13 protein-coding genes are annotated in these 16,458 nt (G+C 69.9%); 9 read left to right on the plus strand and 4 right to left on the minus strand.

The annotated features are described in order from the left end of the window. The first annotated feature begins 9 nt into the window (after positions 1 to 9). The 5 genes from ACGFRF_RS28495 (at position 10) to ACGFRF_RS28515 (ending at position 4,733) form a co-directional block, all read left to right on the plus strand. A complete protein-coding gene (locus tag ACGFRF_RS28495) occupies positions 10 to 1,071 on the plus strand; it encodes an iron-containing alcohol dehydrogenase family protein (protein ID WP_393745116.1) in 1,062 nt (353 codons plus the stop codon). A 188-nt stretch (positions 1,072 to 1,259) separates the two neighbouring features. Next, complete coding sequence (rplU, locus tag ACGFRF_RS28500; protein WP_030653874.1) at positions 1,260 to 1,580, plus strand: 50S ribosomal protein L21; 321 nt, start codon at positions 1,260 to 1,262, stop codon at positions 1,578 to 1,580. Between the two features lie 14 nt (positions 1,581 to 1,594). After that, the gene (gene rpmA / locus ACGFRF_RS28505; protein ID WP_023550764.1) at positions 1,595 to 1,849 is read left to right on the plus strand and encodes a 50S ribosomal protein L27; all 255 of its coding nucleotides are present in this window, start codon (positions 1,595 to 1,597) and stop codon (positions 1,847 to 1,849) included. A 119-nt stretch (positions 1,850 to 1,968) separates the two neighbouring features. Continuing rightward, positions 1,969 to 3,414 (plus strand): GTPase ObgE, encoded by a 1,446-nt coding sequence (gene obgE / locus ACGFRF_RS28510; RefSeq protein WP_393744697.1) that lies wholly within the window; start codon positions 1,969 to 1,971, stop codon positions 3,412 to 3,414. 212 nt (positions 3,415 to 3,626) lie between these two features. Next, complete coding sequence (locus ACGFRF_RS28515; RefSeq protein WP_393744699.1) at positions 3,627 to 4,733, plus strand: glycosyltransferase family 2 protein; 1,107 nt, start codon at positions 3,627 to 3,629, stop codon at positions 4,731 to 4,733. 100 nt (positions 4,734 to 4,833) lie between these two features. Here the strand turns inward: ACGFRF_RS28515 and ACGFRF_RS28520 are convergent, their stop codons facing one another. Both ACGFRF_RS28520 and ACGFRF_RS28525 read right to left on the minus strand, forming a co-directional pair. Next, complete coding sequence (locus ACGFRF_RS28520; RefSeq protein ID WP_393744701.1) at positions 4,834 to 8,397, minus strand: CDP-glycerol glycerophosphotransferase family protein; 3,564 nt, start codon at positions 8,395 to 8,397, stop codon at positions 4,834 to 4,836. A 23-nt stretch (positions 8,398 to 8,420) separates the two neighbouring features. Further along, positions 8,421 to 10,652 (minus strand): CDP-glycerol glycerophosphotransferase family protein, encoded by a 2,232-nt coding sequence (locus ACGFRF_RS28525; protein WP_393744703.1) that lies wholly within the window; start codon positions 10,650 to 10,652, stop codon positions 8,421 to 8,423. 335 nt (positions 10,653 to 10,987) lie between these two features. Here ACGFRF_RS28525 and galE point away from each other — a divergent pair, with 335 nt between their 5' ends. After that, the gene (galE, locus tag ACGFRF_RS28530; protein ID WP_393744705.1) at positions 10,988 to 11,959 is read left to right on the plus strand and encodes a UDP-glucose 4-epimerase GalE; all 972 of its coding nucleotides are present in this window, start codon (positions 10,988 to 10,990) and stop codon (positions 11,957 to 11,959) included. A gap of 108 nt (positions 11,960 to 12,067) precedes the next feature. On the opposite strand, the gene ACGFRF_RS28535 is transcribed toward galE, so the two are convergent. Together ACGFRF_RS28535 and ACGFRF_RS28540 are read right to left on the minus strand one after the other, a co-directional pair. Next, positions 12,068 to 12,796 (minus strand): L,D-transpeptidase family protein, encoded by a 729-nt coding sequence (locus tag ACGFRF_RS28535; protein ID WP_393744707.1) that lies wholly within the window; start codon positions 12,794 to 12,796, stop codon positions 12,068 to 12,070. Continuing rightward, positions 12,736 to 13,359: a hypothetical protein gene (locus ACGFRF_RS28540; RefSeq protein WP_393744709.1), complete on the minus strand. Its 624-nt coding sequence runs from the start codon at positions 13,357 to 13,359 to the stop codon at positions 12,736 to 12,738. Before ACGFRF_RS28540 ends, ACGFRF_RS28535 begins: the two co-directional genes overlap by 61 nt. A gap of 216 nt (positions 13,360 to 13,575) precedes the next feature. Between ACGFRF_RS28540 and proB the strand changes: the two genes are divergently transcribed. The 3 genes from proB (at position 13,576) to ACGFRF_RS28555 (ending at position 16,329) form a co-directional block, all read left to right on the plus strand. Next, the gene (proB, locus tag ACGFRF_RS28545; RefSeq protein ID WP_393744711.1) at positions 13,576 to 14,682 is read left to right on the plus strand and encodes a glutamate 5-kinase; all 1,107 of its coding nucleotides are present in this window, start codon (positions 13,576 to 13,578) and stop codon (positions 14,680 to 14,682) included. Between the two features lie 168 nt (positions 14,683 to 14,850). Then, the gene (locus tag ACGFRF_RS28550) at positions 14,851 to 15,276 is read left to right on the plus strand and encodes a hypothetical protein (protein WP_393744713.1); all 426 of its coding nucleotides are present in this window, start codon (positions 14,851 to 14,853) and stop codon (positions 15,274 to 15,276) included. 87 nt (positions 15,277 to 15,363) lie between these two features. Further along, positions 15,364 to 16,329, plus strand: coding sequence for a teichoic acid biosynthesis protein C (locus tag ACGFRF_RS28555; RefSeq protein ID WP_393744715.1), 966 nt, complete (start codon positions 15,364 to 15,366; stop codon positions 16,327 to 16,329). The last annotated feature ends 129 nt before the right edge of the window (positions 16,330 to 16,458 follow it).

Genomic DNA, 16,458 nt, shown 5'->3' on the forward strand with positions numbered 1-16,458 from the left:
GGAGATCGCGTGCCAGTACTGACCCGGCTGATTCCCTCGCCGGTCGTGGTGGACATCCGCGCGGGTGCCCTCGACGACCTGGCGGGTGTCCTCGCTGATCAGCGGATCTCGCACTCCGGGCGGCTCGCCGTCGCCGTCAGCGGCGGCTCCGGGGCCCGGCTGCGCGAGCGCCTCGCGCCGTCGCTGCCCGGGGCGACCTGGTACGAGGTGGGCGGCGGCACCCTGGACGACGCGGTCCGCCTGGCGGACGAGATGAAGTCCGGCCGCTACGACGCGGTGGTGGGTCTCGGCGGCGGAAAGGTCATCGACTGCGCGAAGTACTCCGCGGCGCGCATCGGCCTGCCCATGGTCGCCGTCGCCACCAACCTCTCCCACGACGGCATCTGCTCGCCCGTCTCCATCCTGGACAACGACGCCGGCCGCGGCTCCTACGGCGTGCCGACCCCCATCGCCCTCCTCATCGACCTCGCCGTGATCCGCGAGGCGCCGATGCGTTTCGTGCGCGCCGGCATCGGCGACGCCCTGTCCAACATCTCCGCGGTCGCGGACTGGGAGCTGGCGAACCGGGTCAACGGGGAGCAGATCGACGGCCTGGCCGCCGCCATGGCCCGGCAGGCCGGCGAGGCCGTGCTGCGGCATCCGGGCGGATGCGGCGACGACGGGTTCCTGACCGTGCTGTCCGAGGGGCTCGTGCTGTCGGGCATCGCCATGTCGATCGCCGGGCACACCCGCCCGTCCTCCGGCGCCTGCCACGAGATCAGTCACGCGCTCGACCTGCTCCACCCCAGGCGGGCGGCGAGCCACGGTGAACAGGTGGGGCTCGGCGCCGCCTTCGCCACGCACCTGCGGGGCGACACCGAGGGCTCCCTGCTGATGGCCGAGACACTGCGCCGGCACGGGCTGCCGGTGGTGGCGGAGGAGATCGGCTTCAGCGACGAGGAGTTCGTCCGCGCCGTGGAGTTCGCGCCGGAGACCCGGCCCGGCCGTTACACGATCCTGGAGCACCTCGAGCTGTCCCCGGAGGGCATCAGGAGGGCGTACGCGGCCTACGTGGCCGCGGTCGCCGGCTGAGCACGGGCCCGGTTTGACCCTTACGGGCCGGGCCCGTAACCTTGACCGTCGGCGTGTCCACTGAGCACGCCACATCCCCGTAAACCTCTTCCTCCCGGGCACAGGGTTGGCCGGGAGAGGTCGTCCGTGCTGTTTGTGGGCGGCTGGCCTGCGGGGGTGCCGTTTCTTCGAGCGAAAGTGAGATCCGCGTGTACGCCATCGTGCGCAGCGGTGGTCGCCAGCACAAGGTTGCTGTCGGCGACATCGTTGAGGTTGACAAGATTTCCACTGCCAAGGTTGGCGACACGGTCGAGCTCTCGACCCTGCTCGTTGTCGACGGCGACTCCGTGACCAGCGACCCGTGGGTGCTGGCCGGCATCAAGGTCCAGGCCGAGGTCGTGGACCACCACAAGGGCCAGAAGATCGACATTCTGCGCTACAAGAACAAGACCGGCTACCGCCGTCGGCAGGGCCACCGCCAGCAGTACACGGCGATCAAGGTCACGTCGATCCCCGCGGCTGCGAAGTAAGGGACTGAGGAGAAATGGCACACAAGAAGGGCGCATCGTCCACCCGGAACGGTCGCGACTCCAACGCCCAGCGGCTCGGCGTGAAGCGCTTCGGCGGTCAGGTCGTGAACGCTGGTGAGATCCTGGTCCGCCAGCGCGGTACCCACTTCCACCCCGGCGCCGGTGTCGGCCGTGGCGGCGACGACACGCTGTTCGCGCTGCAGGCCGGTGCGGTGGAGTTCGGTACCCACCGTGGCCGCAAGGTCGTGAACATCGTTCCGGTCGCCTGAATCGTCTGATTCAGCACCGAACGCTTTCGCGAGGCGGACCTCACTTCCCGGTCGGGAAGGCGGGTCCGCCTTTCGCGCGTTAAGAGAGAAACACCCGTACTTTCTGGAGGCACTGAACCATGACCACCTTCGTGGACCGCGTCGAACTGCATGTCGCCGCGGGTAACGGAGGTCACGGCTGTGCCTCCGTACACCGCGAGAAGTTCAAGCCGCTCGGCGGCCCGGACGGCGGCAACGGCGGGCGTGGCGGTGACGTCATCCTGACCGTCGACCAGTCCGTGACCACCCTTCTCGAATACCACCACTCCCCGCACCGCAAGGCCACCAACGGCAAGCCCGGCGAGGGCGGCAACCGCTCCGGCAAGGACGGCCAGGACCTGATCCTGCCGGTGCCGGACGGCACGGTCGTGCTGGACAAGGCGGGCAACGTGCTCGCGGACCTGGTCGGCCAGGGGACGTCGTACGTCGCCGCGCAGGGTGGTCGGGGCGGTCTCGGCAACGCGGCGCTGGCCTCCGCCCGCCGCAAGGCGCCCGGCTTCGCGCTGCTCGGCGAGCCCGGCGACCTCCAGGACATCGTGCTGGAGCTGAAGACAGTCGCCGACGTGGCCCTGGTGGGCTACCCGAGCGCCGGCAAGTCCTCGCTGATCTCCGTGCTCAGCGCGGCCAAGCCGAAGATCGCCGACTACCCCTTCACGACGCTGGTGCCGAACCTGGGCGTCGTCACCGCCGGTTCGACCGTCTACACCATCGCCGACGTGCCCGGTCTGATCCCCGGCGCCAGCCAGGGCAGGGGCCTCGGCCTGGAGTTCCTGCGGCACGTGGAGCGCTGCAGCGTGCTGGTGCACGTGCTGGACACCGCCACCCTGGAGTCCGACCGCGACCCCGTCTCCGACCTCGACATCATCGAGGAAGAGCTGCGGCAGTACGGCGGCCTCGACAACCGGCCCCGGATCGTCGTCCTGAACAAGGTCGACGTGCCCGACGGCAAGGACCTCGCCGAGATGGTCCGCCCCGACCTGGAGGCGCGCGGCTACCGCGTCTTCGAGGTGTCGGCCGTCGCCCACATCGGGCTGCGCGAGCTGACCTTCGCGCTCGGCGAGCTGGTCGCCAAGGCGCGCGCCGCCCAGCCGAAGGAGGAGGCGACGCGGATCGTCATCCGGCCCAAGGCCGTGGACGACGCGGGCTTCACCGTCACCCGCGAGGAGGTCGGCGGCGAGCCGCTGTTCCGGGTGCGTGGCGAGAAGCCCGAACGCTGGGTCCGCCAGACCGACTTCAACAACGACGAGGCCGTCGGCTACCTCGCCGACCGCCTCAACCGCCTCGGTGTGGAAGAGCAGTTGATGAAGGCGGGCGCCCGCACCGGTGACGGGGTAGCCATCGGCCCGGAGGAGAACGCGGTCGTCTTCGACTGGGAGCCGACGGTCATGGCCGGCGCGGAGATGCTGGGCCGTCGTGGCGAGGACCACCGCCTCGACGCGCCCCGGCCCGCGGCGCAGCGCCGTAGGGACCGGCAGGCCGAACGGGACGACCCCGAGCAGGAGTTCGACGACTTCGAGCCCTTCTAGGCGCAGCGCAGCGGTGCTTCGGCTCGCTGTTACAGCACCTTTACGGCACTTCGCGCCGACCGTCGTACGAGTGACATCGAGTCGGCGGTCGGGCGGCGATACGATGACATGACCGATGGGTGAGGAGCGTCCGGTCGGCGCTCCTCACCGCATGCACGTCGTGTTCCGTGGGGGAAATACATATGGGCTCCGCGCCCGACAATCGTCCTACAGTGTCCGTGATCATTCCGGTCTACAACGCTGCCGATCATCTGCCGGAGTGCTTGCAGTCCATCGCCGCCCAGTCGATCGGGTTCGAGCGGCTCGAGATCGTCGCGGTGGACGACGGGTCCACCGACGGCAGCGGCGACCTGCTCGACACGTGGGCGGAGCGCCATCCAGGCCGGGTCCGGGTGGTGCACCAGGAGAACTCCGGCGCACCGGGCGGCCCGCGCAACCGGGCCATCGAGATGGCCGAGGGCGAGTTCCTGTTCTTCGCCGACCCCGACGACCATCTGGGCACCGAGGCGCTGGAACGCCTGGTCGCCGCCGCCGAGCGCAACGACTCCGACGTGGTGCTGGGGAAGATCAAGGGTGTGGGGCGCAAGGCCCCGGTCACCCCGTTCCGGGCGAACGTGGACGGGGGTGACGTCTTCACCTCCAAGGGCGTGTGGTCCCTCACCGCGCACAAGCTCTTCCGGCGCTCACTGGTCGAGGAGCACGGACTGCGGTTCGCGGAGGGCATCCGGCTGGCCGAGGAACAGGTCTTCGTCGTGCCCGCCTACCTGCACGCCCGGTCGATCTCCGTCGTGGCCGACTACGACTGCTACTACCTGGTCCGCCGCGACGACTTCCCGCACCTCACCCAGGAGGTCCCGGACCCCGCCCCGTTCTACGCGAACGTGCGCGACGTACTGAACATCGTCGTGGCGCACGTCCCGTCCGGCGGCCGGCGCAACAAGCTGCTGTACCGCTGGCTCACCCTGGAGATCCTCGGCCGCTTCGACGGACGCTTCGCCGACCTGCCCGAGGAGACCCGCGGTCTGCACGTGAAGCTGGCCGGGGACCTGCTGCGCGACTTCATGCCGCAGACGCTCGTGGACCAGTTGCCGCCGTTGTCCCGGCTGCGCTGCCTGCTGATCTCCCAGGGGCTCGTCGAGGAACTCACCGCCCTCACCACGCTGGTCCCCAGGCCGGAACCGAAACCGAAGCCTGAGCAGCGACCCGCGCCCGCCGCCGGGCCGGCCCGGCCGACACCCCGGCCGCGCGGCGGGCTGGGCCGGTACGCCCCCGCCAACGTGCTCAAGGGCGTCAAACGGCGTATACGCCGCAGGCGTTGACGGACTCTCCCGGACGGCGAAGGGCAGGATCCCACGTCCCGGAACGGCAAAGGGCGGGGCCCGGAGGACATTCCTCCGGGCCCCGCCCTTTCACGCTCGCTCAGAGCTCCTTGGCCTGCTCCAGCATCCGGTCCACGACCCGCGCCGAGGCGTGGCCGTCGTCCAGGTCGCAGAACAGGTGGTGGAAGCGGTCGAAGCGGTCCTGGTACTCGACGGACACCTGGTCGATGTCCCGGATCGCGTCGATCAGCTCCTTGGAGGTGAAGACCAGCGGGCCGGGCGAGTCCTGCTCGAAGTCGAAGTAGAAGCCGCGCAGGGTGTCCCGGTAGTGCTCCAGGTCGTAGGTGAAGAAGAGCATCGGCCGCTTCAGGTGGGCGTAGTCGAACATGACCGACGAGTAGTCCGTGATCATGATGTCGGCCGCCAGGTACAGCTCGGCGATGTCCGGGTACTCGGACACGTCCCACACGAAGCCGTTGCCGGCACCGGGCACCGCGTCCACCACGTTGGAGTGACGGCGGATGAGCAGGACATGGTCGTCGCCCAGGCGCCGCTGCGCGTCCTCGATGTCGATCCGCAGGTCGAACAGGTACTGGCCCTGGCTGTGCGCCTGGTCGTCCCGCCAGGTCGGCGCGTACAGCACGACCTTCTTGCCGGCCGGCAGGCCGAGCTGCTTCTTCACCCGCTCGGCGATGGCGTCCTTGTCCGGCGAGTACAGGTAGTCGTTGCGGGGGTAACCCGCCTCCAGGATCTCTCCGTCGTAGGAGAAGGCACGCTTCAGGATCGGCGTGCTGAACCGGTTGGAGGACACCACCATGCTCCACTGCTTCGCCTCCAGCGCCAGCTTCTCCTGGTAGCGGCGGTCGAAGTGCAGGGTGTCGATGTCGTGGCCGATCTTCTTCAGCATCGTGCCGTGCCAGGTCTGGACGATGACCTGGCCGGGGCGGCGCTCGATCCAGTCCGGCAGGTGGCCGTTGGTGACGATGTAGCGGCTGGAGGCCAGCGCCTCGTACCACTCGCGGCCCCACATGCGGACACGCTCCACGCCCTCGGGCAGGAGAACCTGGCCGTCGCGCACGGCCCACAGGTGCTTGAGCTTCGAGCCACGGGCCACCAGCTCTTCGTACATCGCCTTCGGGCTGTCGGAGAACTGCTTGCCGTTGTAGCTGAGGTAGAAGACCTGGTCCTTCAGCGGCTGCTGCCGCAGGGGCGCGTACACCTCCTGGCGCAGCTGCCGCTGCCGGTACGGGCCGCGCTCGAGGTCGTCGAGTTCGGAACGGCAGTTCAGCTGAGGGAAGTCCGCCCAGCGGTTCTCCAGCCAGTAGCGGCGGCCGCCCAGTTCGGCACGGAGCGGGAACTGCTCTGCCGCGAGACGGTCGGTGACGAAGGGCACGTCGGGCCCCTCGCCGTCGGCCGGGCGCAGGAAGAGGTTCCAACGGCCCGCGCGCAGCGGCACGTTGCCGTTGCCGCCGAGGGTCGAGGGGTCGAAGGCCACCTCGAAACGGCCGTCGTCGAACCAGCGCGGCTCCACGAAGCGCTCCTCGAAGCGGGCGCGGGGCTTGAGCAGCAGCCGGGCGCCGGTGAGCCGGGCGTCGGTGCGCGCGGTGATGGCGATACGGCCGTTCTCCAGCGCGACCCGGTCGATCACGGCGCGCCGGGTGCGGCCGGCCAGCTTCAGATAGCCGTTGTGGCCGCCGACCACGGCCAGTTCACACAGCTCGGCGTGGTCGCCGAGCGAGGCGGGCAGGTCGAACCGGCCGTCGGCCAGGCCCTCCTTCAGCACGGTGCTGAACTGGCGCTCGCCGCCCGTCGGGTCCGTGGCCACCAGCACGGTGGACCAGATGCGCTTCTCCGGCTGGGCCAGGGCGTCGACACCCTCGTGGAACATCAGCGCCACGTCGGCCACCGGGACCTGGACCGAGAACCGGCGGGAGCCGCTCTCCTCGGTCACGTCCACCGGGTACTCGTGGACCTCGGCGCCCTTCTGGTTCTTCACCCGCAGCGCCACGCGCTCGCCCGCTGCCAGGGGAACCCGGATCTCGCCGGTCACGCGCAGCAGGTCGCCCTCCAGCGTCCAGCCGGTGATCAGCGCGCGGACCTTCTCGATGCGCAGCTTGAGCGCACCGCGCTCGACCGACGGCAGCATCCGGAAGTCGGGGCTCAGCCAGCGGTACGGCGGGAAGTTGCAGGCGGCGCCGCCGCTGGACTGCACGGCGGCACGGCGCACCAGGCCGGAGGCGTACAGGCCGAGGCCCACGTGCCACAGGCCCTCCTGCCACTCACCGCCCTTGCGCAGCTTCGCCGGGTCGATGGTGACCTCCCAGCCGGCCCAGTCGTAGTTGTACCGGTCCTGGCCGGAGTCGGTGGTGCGCTCCGGGCACTCCGTGTTCCGGGTGGGCAGCACCATGCGGCGGCGGGACTTGTCCTTGCGCAGCTGCAGTACCTTGACGGACGAGCGCCTCGAGGGCAGGTCGATCTTGTCGATCCAGGCGTGCCCGGCCAGCACCAGCTTGCCCTCGGACCAGCTGACGTCCTGCAGCGGAGCGCGCATGACCAGGTCCTGGTCGATGCGCAGCGCCTTGCGCGGGACGTCCAGGTCGGCGCCGGCCAGGGCCGGGAAGGAGGCGTACTTGCGGACCAGGCCGCTGACCTCGATGGCCTCCTTGCGCCGCTGCGAGGCCAGCAGGGTGATCAGCTCGTCGAGCTGGTGCTTGCGGACCAGCAGCCACTGCACCCGCAGGTGGGTCGGCAGGGCCATCACGACCTTGGGGTCGATGTGGTCCAGGAAGCGGTTGGCCGACCGCAGGAACTCGGCGCGGTACTCCTCGTCGCCGTCGGGCACCACGTTGAGGAACAGCCGCAGGTCGTCCACGAGGACCCGGGTGTCGTACTCCTGCTTGAGGCGGGCGAAGGTCTCGCCGGGCTGCTTGCCGAGGAAGTCGCTGATCTCCAGGACCGAGGTGACGCGGTCGCGGACACCGGCCGGGTCGGTACGGCGCTGCGTGATGGAGGGGGCGGACTCACCCTCGCGCAGCCGCCAGTAGTAGCAGGGCTCGGAGATCACGTCGACGGCGTCGGCGAGGTAGTGCGCCCGCATGGTCACGGGCGTGTCCTCGTACAGGCGGCCCTCGGGGAAGGCGAAGCCGTGCTTCTCCCAGAACGTCCGGCGGAACACCTTGTTGCAGGCTATTCGGTCGGCGACGAGCTTGGCGTACTGGGCGATGTGCGTGCGCTGGCGTGCCTCGCCCGCGAGCATCCGCATCAGCGGGACCTGCCAGGTCTTCTCGCCCTTGAGGTGGAAGACGTTACCGGTGGCGAAGTCGGAGCCGGTTTCGTCGAGGCTGCCCACCATCAGGCGGTAGGCGTCCGGCGGGATGAGGTCGTCGCTGTCGACGAACGTCAGGAACTCCGCCTCCGGGGACATGTGGGCGATGCCGGTGTTGCGGGCGGCCCCCAGCCCTCCGTTCTCCTTGCGGATCAGCCGGAACCGCGCGTCGCGCGCCGCGTAGGTCTCGGCTATCGCCGCGGAGTTGTCGGGGGAGCCGTCGTCCACCATCAGGACCTCGAAGTCCTGGAACGTCTGCGCCGCCAGCGAGTCGAGACAGGCCGGCAGATAGTGCTCGACGTCGTACATGGGGACGATGACACTGAGCCGAGGGGCCATGTTTGTCGATCTCCTTCTCGGGGTCAGGCCCGCTCGACGGCTGCGAGCGCCTGGGCGGGGGCCGGTGCGTGGGAACGCTCTGCGAACGGCACGAAGGGCAGTGGCTGCGTCTCGCCGAGGAAGACGCGCCGTACCACGCGTTCGGCGGCGCGCCCGTCGTCGAACTCGCAGAACCGACGGCGGAAGGCGTCGCGGCGCGCGGCCGCGTCCTGCCCCCGGTACTCGTCCGATCCGAGCAGGTGGATCAGCTCGTCCTGCGAGGTGGCCACCGCGCCCGGCGACTCCTGGAGCAGGTTGAAGTAGGTGCCGCGCACGGCCGAGTAGATGTCCCAGTCGGGCGCGTAGATGATGATGGGCCGGTCCAGGACGGCGTAGTCGAACATCGCGGAGGAGTAGTCCGTGATCAGCGCGTCCGCGGCGAGGTACAGCTCCTCCACCCGGGCGTGCCCCGACACGTCGACGATCCGTCCGCTGCGGCGCAGCTCGGTCACGTGGGAGGAGCTGCCGTAGAAGTAGTGGCCGCGCACCAGCAGGGTCACGTCGGGCCCCAGCTCGTCGGCGAGGCGGGCGAGGTCGAGGCTCGGCACGAAGCCGGGCTGGTACTCGCGGTGCGTGGGCATGTACAGGAACGCCTTGGTGCCGTCGGCGAGCCCCAGCGCCGTGCGGGCCCTGCGGACGTCCTCGGACGTGCCGTTGACGAGGACGTCGTTGCGGGGGTAGCCGGTCTCCAGCGAGACGTAGGAGCACGGGTACACCCGCTCCCAGACGGCGGTGGAGAAGCGGTTGGAGCTGATGCTGAAGTCCCAGCGGTCGCAGCGCTCCAGCAGCTTGTCGAAGTCCATGTCCGTCGAGGCGGGGTACTTGCGCTGGTCGAGCCCCATGGTCTTCAGCGGGGTGCCGTGGTGGGTCTGCAGATGGACCTGGCCCTCGCGCTTGACCACGCTGTCGGCGAAGTTCACGTTGTTGACCAGGTACTTGGCGCGCGCGAGTGCGGCCCAGTACCCCTTGGAGCCGACCCGGACGTAGTCCACGCCCTCGGGCACCCGGTCCACCGCGTCCGGCCGCACGGCCCAGACCCGGCGGACGTGCGGGGCGAGCCGGGCCAGTTCGGCGCCGATGGCGGCCGGGTTGCAGGAGACGCTGCGGCTCCAGTAGGCCGAGAAGAGCGCCAGGTTCTCGTCCAGCGGCAGCCGGAGCTGCGACTGGTAGAAGACGCCCATCGCGCTGCGCTTGGACCGGTTGATGGCCGTGCGGGTGCGGGTCCTGACCGCCTTGCGGAGCTTCACGGCGGCGGTGGCACCGGCCATGGCGGTGTACGCGTCCTTCTCCAGCATCGCGTACTTGTGGCCGCGGCCGCCGCCCGGCCGCTGGAAGCCCTCGGGGAGCCGGGCGCGGTAGTCGGCGGAGGCGCGGTGGAAGAACTCCGCCCGCGCGTTCGCCGGCAGGCGGTCGGGCCGCTCCAGGATGGTCAGGAAGTGGTCGACCATCTTCCGGAACAACGGCTCCCGCCACTCGGCGAGTTCCGGGCGGGCGTCGAGGTAGTCGAAGACGCGGCGGTACTGGTCGAAGACGTCGAAGTGCTTACGGCTGACCGTCTTCAGGATGTTGCCGCCCTCGCGGCGCTGGCGGTACATCACGCAGACCCGGTTCAGCACCGCGATGCGCTCGGCACTGATCATGGAGCAGAACGTCCAGGGGGCGTCCTCGTAGTAGCCGGGCGGGAAGGTGAGGTCGTTGCGGGTGACGAAGTCCCGGCGGTAGGCCTTGTTCCACACGATCTGCAGCAGGTTCAGCAGCTGCGGCCGCTCGGCGAGCGGGAACGTCTGCGGGCCGTCGGGCTGGAGCAGTTCGGCGCGCTGGTTGGGGCGGACCCGGCCGTCCCAGTAACTGCGGGCGTAGTCGTAGACGAGGATCTCGGGGTCTCCGGCGGCTTCCAGCCGCTCGGCTATCGCCCGCAGCGCGCCGTCGGTCAGGGTGTCGTCGCTGTCCAGGAACAGTACGTAATCGCCCTGAATCTTCTCCATGCCCGCATTGCGTGCGCGCCCCAGCCCCACGTTCTCCGTGAGGTGAATCACGTGAATGCGCGCGTCCCGCTCCGCGTACTCATCGAGAATGGCACCCGAAGCGTCCGGCGAGCAGTCGTCGACCGCGATGACCTCGAAGTCCGTGTAGTCCTGCCCGAGCACCGAGTCCAGGCACTCGGTGAGGTAGCCCTGCACCTTGTAGACAGGGACGACGAGAGAAAGTCTGGGCATCCTTACAACCTGTTCCGAGACTGATCACGAGAGCGTGGGCCGAGGCCAGAGCACGCTCCGCCCGCCGACGGGCTGCAGCGCGCCGTCGCATCAGAGTAAAGGATTCACTTGAAGTTTCCGTGAGCAAGGTAGCGGGGCGGCGGGGTCACGGAACAGCCGCACAGACCATACCTCTCCTTGCTCAGAACATTGTTCCATCCGGACCGGCCGAGTAACTCCCCCTCACCTCCACCCCCAAAGCTTTTCGCCTTAGTTGTCCGAAATTACCCGACTCGATTTTCCGCACTCCATGAACGAGTCTGCTCTCCACTGACACAGACCGAGGAGGCACGGGAATGAGCTGGCTGGTCACGGGCGGCGCCGGGTACATCGGTGCGCATGTGGTGCGCGCCATGACGGAGAACGGCGAGCACGTGGTCGTGTACGACGACCTGTCGACCGGCAGCGCCGACCGGGTGCCCAGTGACGTCCCGTTGATCGTGGGCAGCGTGCTGGACCAGGCCCTCCTGGAACGGACGATTCGTGACCATGCCGTGACGGGTGTGGTGCACATCGCAGCCAAGAAGCAGGTGGGGGAGTCGGTGGAGCGGCCCCTGCACTACTACCGCGAGAACGTCACCGGCCTGCAGACCCTGCTGGAGGCGATGGCGGCCACCGGTGTCGGCCGGATCGTCTTCTCCTCGTCCGCCGCCGTCTACGGCATGCCGGACGTCGACCTCGTGACCGAGGACACCCCCTGCGTCCCCATGAGCCCCTACGGCGAGACCAAGCTGATCGGCGAGTGGCTGATCGACGCCGCCGCCAGGGCCCACGGGATCCGGGCCGTGTCCCTGCGCTACTTCAACGTGGCCGGTGCCGCCGCCCCGGAGCTGTCCGACGCGGGTGTCTTCAACCTCATCCCCATGGTGTTCGAGCGGCTCGAGGCCGGCGAGGCACCCCGGATCTTCGGCGACGACTACGCCACGCCGGACGGCACCTGTGTACGTGACTACATTCACGTCCAGGACATCGCCTCCGCCCACCAGGCGGCCGCGGCACGTCTGCGGGAGGCCCCGGAGGGGACCTCGCTCGTCCTCAACATCGGTCGCGGCGAGGGCAGCTCGGTCCGGCAGATGGTGGACCGCATCCTGAAGGTGACCGGCAACGAGCAGCTGACGCCCGAGGTGACCGACCGCCGCGCCGGGGACCCGGCGAGGGTGGTCGCATCCGCGGACCGCATCCACGCGGAACTGGGCTGGACCGCCCGTCTCGGACTGGACGACATGATCGAGTCCGCCTGGCTGGGGTGGCGTCACCGGCACGCCTGAGCACGCCCGCGAAGCCGGGCCGTCAGCCGCGGCCCGGCTCCCGGCAGGCGTCGGACCGCGCCTTGAGTCCGTCGGCGTTCAGCTCGCCAGTTCCCGCCCTGCGTCCCGTCAGGCCTTCAGGTCGGCCCTGTCGCCCATCACCACGACGGGGTGGAGCTCGGGGTCGAGGGTGCGCAGCAGGTACTCCATGTCCGACTGGGACTGGCTCACACACGCCGATGTGCCGCTGCCGTGGTCCATGTGCAGCCAGATGCTGCCGCCCTTCGACTGCCCCTGCGGCCGGGTCGGGTCATTGGGGGCAGTGCCCTTGACGCGGTTGTAGTCGATGGCGATGACGTAGTCGAAGTCGTGCCAGTACGCCTTCTTCCAGTAGTGGGGGGCCTGGAAGGCAGCGGACCGGGTGTACGGCAACTTGGCCCCCGGCGCCGCGAGTACACCGCCCGCGTCGCTCAGTGTGAACACCCCCACGGGGCTGCGCAGATCGCCCTCGTGATGGTCCGTCGTCCAGCCCTTGCGCCCGTTGTGCGCCGCCCAGGAGCGCTCCTGCTTCCAGACGGAGCCGTGCTTGGTGAAGAGAGCGACGGTGGAGTCGGGGGAGTTCTTCCCCGCGCCGTACACGGCGACCACCTGGCGGGAGCCGGCTGGTACGCGTCGCCACAGCCGGTCCCCGATGCCGGGTACGCGCTTCAGGACCGTCTTCCGTGGCTGCGCGTCATCGGCCCGGTCGTGCGCGTCGGCGGTCCCGTGGTCCGAAGCACCGCACGCCGCGAGGGACATCACCGACAAGGCACCGCAGACCGCGCCGACCGCGACCCGTATCGAACCTCTGCTCCACATGGGTTCCATGGTCGCAGACCGCCTGTAACGGGCCGGTATTGCCCTGTCACGGGATCAGACCAGTACGTCCTGTGCGTGTCCGTGCTGGAGGTCTCGGAGGCGAAACCGCTGCACAGGCACACGGCTTGGGGAGTGTTCGGGCCGGGGACCTGGATGGCCATGCCCTCGGGTTCGCGGTGGAGCAGGGTGTATCCGGCCTTGGTGAGTCGCTGCTCCACGAGGGCGCCGGTGTTCCAGTCCCCACTGGTGAGGCAGGTGTTGCCGTCCGGAGAGACCGAGCCGTCCTTGCCGTAGGCCGAGCCGGCCAGCAGGTAGAGGTGGCTGCCGTAGCTCGCGAAGCCCTGGCAGGTGTCGGCGTAGCCGGGCTGGAGGTCGGCGGGCCGGGCCACGTCGGCGAGGGTGGTCCGACCGCCCGCCCTGAAGGCGGCGAGGTCGTGGAGGCGGTACCGGAAGGCTCCGCTGACCCGGCAGCGGACCGCGAGGCGGTTGTTGACCGTACTGGGTGAGAGCGGGTGAGTCGGCGGTGACCCGGTGTCCGCGTTCAGCGCCGCCCTGACGGGCATCGGACTCCGGAGTGGCTGGGACCCGGCCTCACCCTCGCGCTCCTCCTCGCGGCGATCGTCGTGTCGGGTATCGGCTGACGCCGGTCCGCCTCCCGGACGAGTGGACGGTATCCGCTCCCCTTCGCGTAGATTGCCGTCTAGAGACCCGACTGGCGCGATGCGCGCCTTGCGCGCGTGAAGGGGACGAGGCCGCAGGTGGCAAGGGCAAGGCAGGCCGTGAACGAAGCCCGCAGGATCGTCGTCAAGGTGGGGTCCTCGTCCCTGACCACCGCCGCCGGCGGCCTGGACGCCGACCGCGTCGACGCGCTCGTCGACGTGCTCGCCAAGAGCCGCAGCGGGGGAGAGAAGGAGATCGTCCTGGTCTCCTCCGGCGCCATCGCCGCGGGGCTCGCCCCGCTCGGGCTGCGCCGCCGCCCCAAGGACCTCGCCCGGCAGCAGGCCGCCGCCAGCGTCGGACAGGGACTGCTCGTCGCCCGCTACACCGCCTCCTTCGCCCGCTACGGCGTCCGCGTCGGGCAGGTCCTGCTGACCAGCGACGACATGAGCCGCCGCGCCCACCACCGCAACGCCTCCCGCACCCTCGACAAGCTGCTCGCGATGGGCGCCTTCCCGATCGTCAACGAGAACGACACCGTCGCCACCGACGAGATCCGCTTCGGTGACAACGACCGCCTCGCCGCCCTTGTCGCCCACCTCGTCCACGCCGACCTGCTGGTCCTCCTCTCCGACGTGGACGGCGTCTACGACGGCGACCCCAGCAAGCCCGGCACCTCACGGATAGCGGAGGTACGGGGCCCCGAGGACCTCGCCGGCGTCGAGATCGGCAGCGCGGGCAAGGCCGGCGTGGGCACGGGCGGCATGGTCACCAAGGTCGAGGCCGCCCGCATCGCGGCCGCCGCCGGCACCCCCGTGGTGCTGACCAGTGCCGTTCACGCCGCCGAGGCGCTCGCCGGCGGTGACACCGGCACCTACTTCCACCCCACCGGCAAGCGCTCCGCCGAGCGGCTCCTCTGGCTCCAGCACGCCTCCACCCCGCAGGGCGCGCTGACCCTGGACGACGGCGCGGTGGACGCGGTCGTGAAGCGGCGTACGTCGCTGCTGCCCGCCGGAATCGCCGCCGTGGAAGGGGAGTTCAGCGCCGGCGACCCGGTCGAGCTGCGGGACGCGACGGGCCGGGCGGTGGCCCGGGGGCTCGTCAACTTCGACGCCAAGGAGATCCCCCGGCTGATCGGGCGTTCGACCCGCGAGCTGGCACGCGATCTGGGCCCGGCGTACGAACGCGAGGTCGTACACAGGGACGACCTGGTGCTCCTGCACGCGTGACCCTCGCCAGACCACTCGTAAAGCGGGACCCAAGGACCGCCCCGCTGGGGAACGTTCCGTAAAACCACCACGCGGAGCCCTGCGGCCTGCTCAACTTTGTCTCGGGGACCTGTTGGGGGGACACGTTCCGTCAAGGGGCCGTGCGAGCCATGCGTGAAGGAGGCCGTCGTGAGACGAGTGCGCCCTGGGGCGGCGTCCCGCGGTGCTCTGACGAGCGTCGCGGCCGGGGACACCTACGAGGAGCCCAAGGACCTGCCCCGGCTGTGGCATGTCACCCTCAGCGTCTCCGGTGAGAAGGTCCCGCTGCCGGAACTGCGGCGAGCCCTGGAACAGCTCGCCCACGACCACCCTTTCCTGCTGACCAGCAGATACGCGACCGACCACGCGGAGATCCGCTACTGGGAAGAGGCCCGCGACCTGCACGACGCCGCCGCAGTGGCGCTGCGTCTGTGGGGCGAGCACCGGCAGAGCGCGGGACTGCCGGCCTGGGAGATCGTCGGCCTGGAGGTCATCGACCGGGAGACCTACCACCAGCGCATCGCCGCGGGATACGGACCGGCCCCCGCCACCCCCGTCGGCGTCCACCCCTTCTGACGTGCGGGCTCCTTCTGCCTGCCGGTAGGTTCGGCTGGGCGCATGTGGATCATGCGTCCAACGACCTACTGCCACACAAGGGGGACCATGGAGCAGCACACCATCGGACGCCGGGGAATCCTGCGGGCCGCGGGCGGTCTCGGGATCGCCGCGCTCGGCGTGGGGGCCGCGCCGGGCACCGCGTCCGCCGCCATCGCCACCTCGCCGCGCTTCGACCTCGCCGCGCCGTCCTACGACCTGTTCCGCAACCGGCGGCTGCACGACGACACCGTCCAGCAGGGCTTCGCCTTCGACAGCGTCAACAAGCGCCTGTTCGTCGCGCAGCGACGCAACGGCAGCGGCGAGAAGTCCGGCGATCTCTGCATCACCGAACTGGACCTCAAGGGCAACTACGTCTCCGCCATGCACCTGAAGGGCTTCGGCCACGGCGTCTCCTTCGGCGTGGAGCCGAGGGGCCGCGACAGCCGACTGTGGATGGAGGTGGACGCGAACAAGAACGGTTACGGCACCCGGCTCGGCCGCTTCACGTTCGTGCGGGGCGGCACGCTGTCCCACACCTCCTCGGCGATCAAGAAGTACCGCCCGGTGGCCGGCGCCGTGGAGTTCACCTGCTCCATCGACCACGTGCACGGCATCATGCTCGTCCGCTACCACAAGAACGGCGCCAAGCACCTCGCCACCTACCGGATGAGCCAGGCCGCCGCCGGTGACTTCAGCAAGCCGCTGACGAACATCAAGCAGCCGTCGATCCCGGGCACCCCGCAGGGGTACACCTCCTACGGCCGCTACATGTACTACCTGACGGGCAACTCCTACTCCACCCACAACCCCCGGCCCGGGAACGCCCGCCTCACCTGCGTCGACCTGAACACGAGCGCCGTCAAGCAGGGGCCCGTCCTCACCAAGGCGGGCGAGAGCCTCTCCTTCCGCGAGCCGGAGGGCCTGGCCGTCTACCGCACGGACTCGGGGCAGGCCCGCCTCTTCCTCGGCTTCGCCTCCGGCACCGGGGGCGACCGCCGCTCCAACCTCTTCTACAAGAAGGGCCTGGTCTGACCGCCGGGTGAGACGGCAGGGCCCTGCTGTGACCGTGGGTGAGGGGGAGGGTCCCCCTGTGACCCCGTACGAGGCGGCAGGGCACTGCTGTGACCGCCGGATGCCGGGAGGGGGCGCTGGTCTGGTCGG

This window comes from Streptomyces sp. NPDC048521 (assembly GCF_043199855.1).
Lineage (GTDB): Bacteria > Actinomycetota > Actinomycetes > Streptomycetales > Streptomycetaceae > Streptomyces.

Coding starts and splice junctions, on each gene's coding strand:
- rpmA (WP_023550764.1), top strand. CDS start 1,595: ATGGCACACAAGAAGGGCGCATCGTCCACCCGGAACGGTCGCGACTCC.
- obgE (WP_393744697.1), top strand. CDS start 1,969: ATGACCACCTTCGTGGACCGCGTCGAACTGCATGTCGCCGCGGGTAAC.
- ACGFRF_RS28520 (WP_393744701.1), bottom strand. CDS start 8,397: ATGGCCCCTCGGCTCAGTGTCATCGTCCCCATGTACGACGTCGAGCAC.
- ACGFRF_RS28525 (WP_393744703.1), bottom strand. CDS start 10,652: ATGCCCAGACTTTCTCTCGTCGTCCCTGTCTACAAGGTGCAGGGCTAC.
- galE (WP_393744705.1), top strand. CDS start 10,988: ATGAGCTGGCTGGTCACGGGCGGCGCCGGGTACATCGGTGCGCATGTG.
- ACGFRF_RS28535 (WP_393744707.1), bottom strand. CDS start 12,796: ATGTGGAGCAGAGGTTCGATACGGGTCGCGGTCGGCGCGGTCTGCGGT.
- ACGFRF_RS28540 (WP_393744709.1), bottom strand. CDS start 13,359: ATGCCCGTCAGGGCGGCGCTGAACGCGGACACCGGGTCACCGCCGACT.
- ACGFRF_RS28555 (WP_393744715.1), top strand. CDS start 15,364: ATGGAGCAGCACACCATCGGACGCCGGGGAATCCTGCGGGCCGCGGGC.